Annotated in this window: 9 protein-coding genes; all 9 read right to left on the bottom strand. The window is 61.3% G+C overall.

What is annotated here, in order from left to right; all coding sequences use genetic code 11:
- Positions 1–4 precede the first annotated feature (4 nt).
- Positions 5–1,327 carry a P-type conjugative transfer protein TrbL gene (trbL, locus tag EN906_RS12855; RefSeq protein ID WP_024502855.1) on the bottom strand — a complete coding sequence of 441 codons (1,323 nt, stop codon included), beginning with the start codon at positions 1,325–1,327 and terminating at the stop codon, positions 5–7.
- A gap of 33 nt (positions 1,328–1,360) precedes the next feature.
- Positions 1,361–2,086 carry a P-type conjugative transfer protein TrbJ gene (trbJ, locus tag EN906_RS12850; RefSeq protein ID WP_024502854.1) on the bottom strand — a complete coding sequence of 242 codons (726 nt, stop codon included), beginning with the start codon at positions 2,084–2,086 and terminating at the stop codon, positions 1,361–1,363.
- Complete coding sequence (gene trbE, locus EN906_RS12845; RefSeq protein WP_024502853.1) at positions 2,083–4,533, bottom strand: conjugal transfer protein TrbE; 2,451 nt, start codon at positions 4,531–4,533, stop codon at positions 2,083–2,085. Before trbE ends, trbJ begins: the two co-directional genes overlap by 4 nt.
- Positions 4,527–4,799 carry a VirB3 family type IV secretion system protein gene (locus EN906_RS12840; protein WP_024502852.1) on the bottom strand — a complete coding sequence of 91 codons (273 nt, stop codon included), beginning with the start codon at positions 4,797–4,799 and terminating at the stop codon, positions 4,527–4,529. Before EN906_RS12840 ends, trbE begins: the two co-directional genes overlap by 7 nt.
- Positions 4,799–5,107, bottom strand: coding sequence for a TrbC/VirB2 family protein (locus EN906_RS12835; protein ID WP_024502851.1), 309 nt, complete (start codon positions 5,105–5,107; stop codon positions 4,799–4,801). The genes EN906_RS12840 and EN906_RS12835 overlap by 1 nt, the downstream gene beginning before the upstream one ends.
- 12 nt (positions 5,108–5,119) lie before the next feature.
- Positions 5,120–6,088 carry a P-type conjugative transfer ATPase TrbB gene (gene trbB, locus EN906_RS12830; protein ID WP_024502850.1) on the bottom strand — a complete coding sequence of 323 codons (969 nt, stop codon included), beginning with the start codon at positions 6,086–6,088 and terminating at the stop codon, positions 5,120–5,122.
- A complete protein-coding gene (locus tag EN906_RS12825) occupies positions 6,085–6,498 on the bottom strand; it encodes a CopG family transcriptional regulator (RefSeq protein WP_024502849.1) in 414 nt (137 codons plus the stop codon). Before EN906_RS12825 ends, trbB begins: the two co-directional genes overlap by 4 nt.
- A 116-nt stretch (positions 6,499–6,614) precedes the next feature.
- On the bottom strand, positions 6,615–8,639 hold the full coding sequence (locus EN906_RS12820; protein WP_024502848.1) for a conjugal transfer protein TraG: 2,025 nt from the start codon (positions 8,637–8,639) through the stop codon (positions 6,615–6,617).
- A gap of 220 nt (positions 8,640–8,859) precedes the next feature.
- The coding region (locus tag EN906_RS37750) for a hypothetical protein (RefSeq protein ID WP_206529084.1) at positions 8,860–9,152 on the bottom strand (293 nt) is incomplete at its 5' end.

The following is a 9,152-nucleotide window of genomic DNA, read 5'->3' as shown; positions in this document are numbered from 1 at the left end:
GCATCTAGTCATCCTTGTCGTTGAGAGAGGGGTTGGCGCTGCCTCCCGGCCGGTCTCCGTCTCGGACAGCTTGCACGGCAGCGTGGCGATTTGCCCGGGCGGTCTGTTCAGAACGTAGGCGCCTTGCCCACGTCGGCGCCGAAACAGTGGCCGAACCGGCAGAGCGTTCGGTCATTGACGCTGTCGGCGCGCCGCCGGTCGCGGTCCACGCGGCATCGCGCCCGGCATCGGCGTTGCGCCCAACACTTGCAGTGGCGGATCGCGCTATGCGTATAGCGGCGCCGCCAGCTGCACTGGTTACACCATGCATTCCAGCAGCCACACCGGAGAGGCCAGCGTCGGGCGAGGTTGCGCGCCCGATCTGCCATGACGTGGAAGCAGCCGATCCCATTGTTGTGCCGGCTCGGATGGCGGCGAGACCGCCGCTGGTTGCCATACGCGCGCCAGCAAATGCTGTGCCTCCAGCAACGAGTGATACACCCGCTGCCGCCGCGGTCGTGCCGAGGGCGGCGCCCGCCCCAAGCTGCGGTGCGCCTGAGACAAGACCCGACGCGATCCCCGGCCCAAAAATGCCAAGGCCAAGCAGTGCCAGTGCGCCCAGTACCTGGGACATGGCACCGGCAAGATCCGGCTCCTTGCCTTGCAATGCGGAAGCGAACTCCCCGAAGAGCGTGGAGCCGATACCGACAATGACGGCGAGCACCATCACCTTGATGCCTGACGAGATAACATGGCCGAGCACGCGTTCGGCCAGGAACGCTGAACGGTTCCAAAGTGCGAATGGAACCAAAACAAAACCTGCCAGCGTGGTGAGCTTGAACTCTAGGATGGTGATGAAAAGCTGGATGGAAAGGATGAAGAAGGCGATGATGACCAGGAACCAGGCCATCAGCAGCACGAAGATGGTCAGTGCGTTGCCGAAGATTTCCGGGAAGCCCAGGAGCTGACTGGCTTGGTCAAGCATTGGCCAAGCACCTTCGAAACCGGTCGCGGCAATGCGGCCCGGGCGCAAGAGATTGTCTGCCGACAGATTGCCGGCCGACGCCTTAATCCCGAGACCGGCAAAAGAACGATAAACGATATCGGCGAGGTTCTTGAAATTGTTCAGAATGAAGGCGAAGACGCCAACATAGAGCACCTTGCGGACAAGCCGGCCGAGAACGCTGGTTTCGTCGCCGAGCGCCCACGCCAGGCCGGCAAGTGTGATGTCAATGCCGATCAGAATGGTAGTGAGGAAGGCGAGGTCGCCCGATAGCAGACCGAACCCGCTGTCGATGTAGCGGATGAAGGTCTCCATGAAGCGATCGATGACGCCAAGGTCGTTCATGCCGCTGCCTTTCTCGTCGTGATGAACTCGTGATTAATTGCCGGGATAAGCCGAGCCGGTACCCAAGAATCGCTTCGTCATCTCGCGGGCGGCTTCGTCTGACTGGGCCTTGCGGGCGGCATCCTCGGCCTCAGCTCGAAACTGCGTTGCGAGCAGCGTCTGGATCTGCATCTGCTGTTTTGTCGAAAGCGCCATCAGCTGGTTGGTGGCCTGGCTTGCCTGAAGCGCACCGGCCGCCCCTTGGCTGCGGTTGACGAGATCGGCGAGCAGATCGCCGTCGGCGCGGACGTTCTCGACGATTTGCGACTGGACACCCATGGTCTGGCGGAACGCCTGCATGGCGGTTTGCCAACGCTCCCGCGCAGCACTCGCCACATCGCTGACTTTGATCGTGGCGTCGTAGCTTTCCGGATATTGGCTGCGCCACTGGTCTTGAAGCTTGCCCAGATCAAAGCTGAGGCCACTCGCCTGGTCCATCAAGCCGTCGATGCGATGGAGCGAACCGGTGAGTTGGCCAACGGAAGAGAAATCCAGACGCTGAAGATTGCGCGCCATGTTCTGCAGCATGGTCGCCTGATTCTGCAGCGACTGGATCTGGTTGTTGATCTGCTCCAATGCGCGCGCGGCCGTCAGCACGTTCTGCGCATAATTGGACGGATCGAACACGATAAGGGCGTAGGCGGGCTGCACATAGTCGGCCATAGGCTTGGCGATCAGGGAAACGGTGATCAGGCCGGAGAGAAGGCGTCGCCGCATCATGAGAATTGCTCCTTGTCTGGTTGAGGGAATTGCTTGAGAAGTTCGCCGGCCCAATCGAGGCCGCGCGCGATCAGGAACTGCGAGGCAAAGCTGCCTTGCCCGTCTTCGGACATGATCCTGTCGATCAGAGTCTGCGTGGCCGGATCGGAAGCACCGCAAAGCGCAAGAGCGATGGGGCCAAGCTCGAGCTCGAACAGACGGTTGCCGCGGCGCGATTGCAGATAATACTGACGCTTCGGCGTGGCGCGGGCGATCAATTCGATCTGCCGCTCGCTTAAACCGAAGCGCTCGTAGGCTGTGCGCGCCTGGGGTTCCACGGCACGATCATTGGGAAGGAAAATGCGCTGCGGGCAGCTTTCGATGATTGCCGGCGCTATGCCAGAGCCCGCGATATCAGCCAGCGACTGCGTAGCGAAGACAACCGACACGTTCTTCTTTCGCAGCACCTTCAGCCATTCGCGGATGCGGGCGGCGAACAGCGGATTGTCGAGATAGACCCACGCCTCGTCGAGCATGATCAGCGTGGGCCGTCCGTCGAACCGTTCCTCAAGTCGCTGGAACAGATAGGTAAGCACTGGCAGCAAAGCGCCTTGGCTGTGCATTAACTCCTCGGTCTCGAAACACTGCACATCCGACAAGGCCAGCCCATCATGATCGGCATCGAGCAGGCGGCCGAAGGGACCATCGAGCGTGTAGGGCATCAATGCGGTCTTCAGCGCATTGGATTGAAGCAGGACCGAAAGACCGGTCAGTGTGCGTTCCTGCGCCGGCGCGGTGGCAAGGCTGGCCAGCGCTGACCAAATAGCCTCCTTCACCTCCGGCGTGACGGTGACGTTCTCGTGGGCAACAAGGCTGGCGATCCATTCGGCCGCCCAGCTTCGGCTAGCCTGGTCGTTGATGCTGCGCAGTGGCTGAAAGGCAAGGGAACCGTCCGCTCCTAGCGCGTGGTGTTCTCCACCCATGGCAAGTGTTGCAGCACGGGCCGAATTGCCTTTGTCGAAGACATAAACCTGGGCGCCGGCGTAGCGCCTGAACTGCAGAGCAATCAGAGCAAGCAGAACCGACTTGCCGGCGCCGGTCGGACCAACAACCAGCATGTGGCCGACATCTTCGACGTGGGTGGAAAGCCGAAACGGTGTCGACCCACTGGTCTCGGCAACGAAAAGCGGTGGCGCTTCGGTTTGGGTGACTTTCGCGAGATGCTCGTTTGTCGCAGGACCGGCCCAAACCGACGACAGCGGCATGAGATGGGCAAGATTCAATGTATGAACGAGCGGTTGGCGAACGTTAGCGTAGACATGGCCAGGCAATGAGCCGAGCCAAGCCTCGACCGCATTGACGCCTTCTCGGATCGTGGTGAAGCCGAGCCCATTGATGATGCGCTCGACCGCGCGAAGCTTCTCTGCAGCGGCTTGGCGATCCTCGCCCCACACCGTCACGGTGGTGGTGAGATAGCCGAAACTCACATGATCACCGCCCAATGCCTGAAGGGCTTCGTCGGCATCGAGCGCCTTGTTGTCGGCATCGCTATCGACAAGCGGGACCGGCTCGTTGGTAATGACCTCGCGTAGGATTGCCACGATCGACTTGCGCTTGGCAAACCACTGCCGGCGCAATCGCGTCAGCGTCTTCGTGGCTTCCGTTTTCTCGAGCGGAATGAAGCGCGTCATCCAGCGATAGGCGAAATCCTGATGATTGAGGGTATCGAGGATTCCGGGCCGGGTGAGGTTCGGAAAGCCGAGGATGGTCAGTGTGCGAAGATGCTGCTCACCAAGCATCGGCTCCAGGCCACCGGTAAGCGGCGCATCGACCAGGATTGCATCCAGATATATCGGCGTTTCCGGGGCCATGATAGGATGGCGACGAGGCGAAATCGTGCCGTGGAGGTAGGTCAACGTCTGAGCATCATCGAGGACGCGTACTTCGGACATGAAACCCGAGAAGAGATCGAGCACGCGGTTGGTCTCGTCACGGAACCTCGCCAGATCCTGGCGCCAGTCTCTTTCTCCTCGGGAATAATGAGAGTCGACGAGCGTGCTTTCTGCGCGCGCCTGGGCGTCCGGCGGTGGCATAAACACCAAGGTCAGATGATAGCGGCTCTCGTAGTGCGCTACCTTCCCCTCGAAAGCAGCGCGGCGTTCTTCGTCGACCAGCCACGACGCGGCGTCAGGAAAATGCGAGTTCGGATAGCCCAGCGCTTCTGTGCGCTCGGCCTCAAAGAACAATGCCCAGCCAGAGCCAAGGCGTCTGAGAGCATTGTTCGCCCGGGCGCAAATGCCGACGAGTTCAGCCTCCGTCGCACTTTCGAGATCCGGGCCGCGGAACCGCAACGTCCGCTGAAAGCTGCCGTCCTTGTTGAGCACGATGCCGGACGCAACCAAGGCAGCCCAGGGTAGATGGTCGGCAAGCCGGTCGGCTTTGCTTCGATATTCCGAAAGGTTCAGCATGCAAGCCACCCCTTCAGACGTAGGTGGCGCACAAGCACGCTGGCGAAGTCCGGATCGCGTCTTGCGGCAAACACCGCTAACGAGTGGCCTGCGATCCAAAGCACCAGACCAGCAATCCATTGCTGCAAGCCGAAGCCAATGGCCGCGGCCACTGTACCGTTGAGGATCGCCACCGCGCGCGGAGCCCCGCCGAGCAGGATCGGCTCGGTCAGCGCCCGGTGGACCGGTACTGCGAAGCCCTCGATATGCTGCTCCCCGGCGGCCATCAGACGAGCGCCCCACCACCGAAGGAGAAGAAGGAGAGGAAGAAGCTCGATGCCGCGAAGGCGATCGACAGACCGAAGACGATCTGAATCAGGCGCCGAAAACCACCGGCGGTGTCGCCGAAGGCAAGCGTCAGGCCGGTGGTGATAATGATGATGACCGCAACGATCTTGGCGACCGGTCCCTGGACGGACTCCAGGATCTGCTGCAGCGGCTGCTCCCACGGCATGCCTGAGCCGGCGGCATAAACCGGGGCCGTGATAAGAAACGCGAGCGCTGTGGACGAAAGAAAGCGAAGCTTCTTGCGCATGAGGAAGGCCTTTCAAAGCTGCTGGAGTTGCGAAAGCGTGAGCGGGGCAACGGCGTAATCGCCGCTGCCGTCGAGACCGGTGACCTCGGCGATTGCGTCGATGTGGCGCGACGAGCCGCGTCCCGCTATGAAGACGATCAGATCTATCGCCTCAGCGATGAGCCGGCGGGGAACGGTGACCACGGCTTCCTGGGCGAGTTGCTCAATGCGATAGAGAGCCGAGCGCGCGGAATTGGCGTGTACGGTAGCGATGCCGCCTGGGTGCCCGGTGTTCCATGCCTTCAGCATGTCGAGCGCTTCCGCGCCCCTCACCTCGCCCACGATGATGCGGTCCGGCCTGAGCCTCAGCGTCGAGCGCACGAGATCGGCAAGGGTGACCGAGCCCCGCCTTGTTCTCAGGGCAACGCAGTCCCTGGCCGCGCACTGCAGTTCGCGTGTGTCCTCGATCAGGATCACCCGATCGTCGCATTCGGCGACTTCAGCCAGCAGAGCGTTGGCGAGTGTTGTCTTCCCCGAGGAAGTGCCGCCGGCGATCAGCATGTTGCGCCGCTCGCGGACGGCCTTTTTCAGCGCATCGGCCTGCAGCGGCAGCATGATGCGTTCGGCAACATAGTCGGCCAGGGTGTAGACTTTCGCGGCGGGCTTGCGGATGGCAAAACATGGCGCCAACACCACAGGTGGCAGCAGGCCTTCGAAGCGTTCGCCAGACGGCAATTCGGCACTGACGATCGGGTTGTCGGCGTGCGCCTCGGCGCGCACGTGCGAAGCAACCAGGCGGATGATACGTTCTGCCTCGGACGGGTGCATGTGAACGTCGGTATCGACCCGACCTTCGCCTAACCGGTCGAGTCGCAGCGCGCCGTCGGGATTGACCATCACCTCGATGACGGACGGATCGGCCAGGGCTTCGGTGATTGCCGGACCCATGGCGGTGCGCAGCATGACACGCCGCCGGTGGTCGGCCTCGGGATGAGAGCTCATCCTTCCCCTCCCCCACCATTGTCTTTGCTAAGCGACTTTTTGCCGGAAGCGATCTGGCGGCCGACCTTCTCAACGAATTTCTCGAAACGCTCTTGGGCAATAGCCTGCGTTGATCGATCCGGGACCGGCGTGTGGGCGTGAAGGGTGATCGAAAAGCGGATGAAGAGCGCCAGGCTCTCCAGGATCACCTCGGAATCGCGCCTGACGTGGGCAAGATCGCGGGAGAGCCGGTCAAGCCTTACGCCGTAGCGCCGATCGAACTCGCTCTCGCCACGCCGCTCGATGAACGCCTCGATCGCCTTCGCCACGATCGCTGATTTGGTCGTTGACGGATCGCGACTGAGGTTGTCCAGTTTCTCGCTGAGCTCCGGCTCAAGCAGAAACTGATGGCGAATGCGGTGCGGCTTCATGCGGCTCGTTCCGACGGCCCGGCGTTGCGCCGGCGACGGGAGAAGCATCGGCCAGACGCTCAAAATTGCTTATGGCCGTTATCTACGCTGAGGTGCGCTCTGCAACTCAGCGGACTTCAGAAGCCGGGAATGACATCGTCGCCCCTGCCCTCGTTGATACCGTAGGCGCGGGCCGCAGTGGAAATCCGATCCATGACACGCTTGTCCGCGAGCGCTTCGCTGTCATCGTCTGCGGGCTTGTACAGATCGGCCTGATCGGGCTCTTGAGAGACAACAACGTCTTCTTCGGGCAGGCTTGGATGGCGTTGCTGCTGAACGCCTCCCTCGTCTTCAACTGGCGCGTCGGCGCTTTCCTCGTCCGCAGCAAGTCGGCTATCGACGCTGCACACTTGTCCAGTCCAGCCGTCCGGGCGTGATGCAGGGCAGTCCGCATAGGGTCCGTCGTGCAGCACCGGCGCAGGCAGCACCCGATCTGTGAAATTCTGATCCTGATAATAGCGCAGCTTCTTGGCGCGGATCGGCGGCAACCCAGAAACCAGGACCAATTCGTCTGACGGCGGCAATTGCATCACCTCGCCTGGCGTCAGGAGCGGGCGCGCGGTTTCCTGGCGGCTCACCATGACATGTGAAAGCCAGGGCGCAAGCCGATGGCCCGCATAGTTGCGCATCGACCTAAGTTCGGTTGCGGTGCCGAGGGCATCCGAGATGCGCTTGGCCGTGCGTTCGTCATTGGAGGAAAAGGCAATTCGCACGTGGCAATTGTCGAGAATAGCATTGTTCTCGCCATAGGCCTTTGAAACCTGGTTCAAAGATTGTGCGATCAGATAGGAGCGAATGCCATAACCTGCCATGAAGGCGAGCGCCGTTTCGAAGAAGTCGAGGCGACCGAGCGCCGGAAACTCGTCCAGCATCATGAGCAGCTGATGCTTACGGCTCTTCTTCGGGTCCCCCTCCAGACGCTCCGTCAACCGCCTGCCGATCTGGTTCAAGATCAGTCGCACCAAAGGCTTGGTGCGCGAGATATCCGAAGGCGGCACGACCAGATAGAGCGACAGCGGTCGCTCTCCATCCACTAGGTCAGCGATGCGCCAGTCGCAGGACGAAGTGGCCGCCGCGACCGTTGGATCACGATAAAGCCCGAGAAAGGACATGGCGGTCGAGAGGACGCCTGAGCGCTCGTTTTCCGACTTGTTCAGGAGTTCGCGGGCCGCCGAGGCCACTACGGGATGGACCTGAGGGTTATGCCCCGTCCCGAGATGGTTTGTCGTCATCATCCGCCGTAGCGTTGCGGCAAACGAGCGTTGCGGGTCCGACAGGAAGGTGGCGACGCGGGCAAGCGTCTTGTCCTCTTCAGCGTAGAGCACGTGCAAAATGGCGCCAACTAGAAGTGAATGGCTGGTCTTCTCCCAGTGGTTCCGTCGCTCCAGCGCGCCCTCGGGATCGACGAGGATGTCGGCGATGTTTTGAACGTCCCGGATCTCATCTGGGCCTTTGCGCACCTCCAGCAGCGGGTTGTAGCGTGCCGATCTCGGGTCGGTCGGATTGAACAGAAGGCAGTACGAGAATTTCGACCGCCAGCCGGAGGTCAACTGCCAATTTTCGCCTTTTATATCATGAATGATGGCAGACCCGGTCCAGGAAAGTAGCGTTGGAACAACCAGCCCCACGCCCTTGCCCGAACGCGTCGGCGCAAATGCCATGACGTGCTCCGGGCCGTCATGGCGCAGATAGCGATCGTTCAGCCTACCGAGGAAAACGCCCGCCGGCCGTAACAACCCTGCCGTCTCGACCTCATGAGTCGTGGCCCACCGTGAAGACCCATAGGTCGTAACCGACCCGCGCTGTCGCGCGCGCAAAAGCGAGCCTGCGATTGCGGCGGCACAGCCCAGGAATCCGCTGGCGCCTGCAAGCGTACCGGCTTTGTCGAAGACCTCCGGCGCATAAGCATCGAAGTGGAACCACCATTCAAACAGCTTCCACGGCTTGTAGATTGGCCAGCCGGCGAAGAGAAACCATGGTGCGCCGAGAGGCGTCTGGTAGGTCAGCATTTGAGCGCACCATTGGGTTGCCGTCCATACGCCGATAATGACAATTGCGCACACAACGGCGATCTGCCCGATCAGTAGCTTCGTAGGTGTCATCGGCTTGACCCGCTGAACAACGCGACCTAGCATCGCGCGGCGCAGCCGGGACAGGAATGTTCCTCACATACGATTTGGGAGCAATGAACGACTTCCTACGTATGCAGGTCGGTCAGCACGCGTGTTGCGCCTTCACGCGACACCATCCTCTCCATTCACCCTGAGGCCCGGCGCCGACGACAGTTGCGTGATCGCTCCTCCGCAAAGTTATCTTCTGCGTTCAGGGAGCCAGGGGCGCCTGGGCTGGCTGATGAACACCGTCCGCTCGCGCATGTGGGGTCGAATTGATTTGTGCCCAAGTGGAGGCAGGCTCATTTAACAGTTGCCGCAGTTCCCCTGGCTCGAACGCCATCATCGGTGGGGAAGCGGGTTCATCCTCCAACAGTTGCCGCAGTTCCTCTGGCTCGAACGCCATCATCGATGGGGAAGCGGGTTCATCCTCCAACAGCTGCCGCAGTTCCCCTGGCTCGAACGCCATCATCGATGGGGAAGCGGGTTCATCCTCCAACAGCT

The sequence above is a fragment of the Mesorhizobium sp. M7A.F.Ca.CA.004.06.1.1 genome (assembly GCF_003999135.1).
GTDB lineage: Bacteria > Pseudomonadota > Alphaproteobacteria > Rhizobiales > Rhizobiaceae > Mesorhizobium.
The sequence above is the reverse complement of the archived record's forward strand: the minus strand, read 5'-3'. Positions and strand labels throughout refer to the sequence as shown.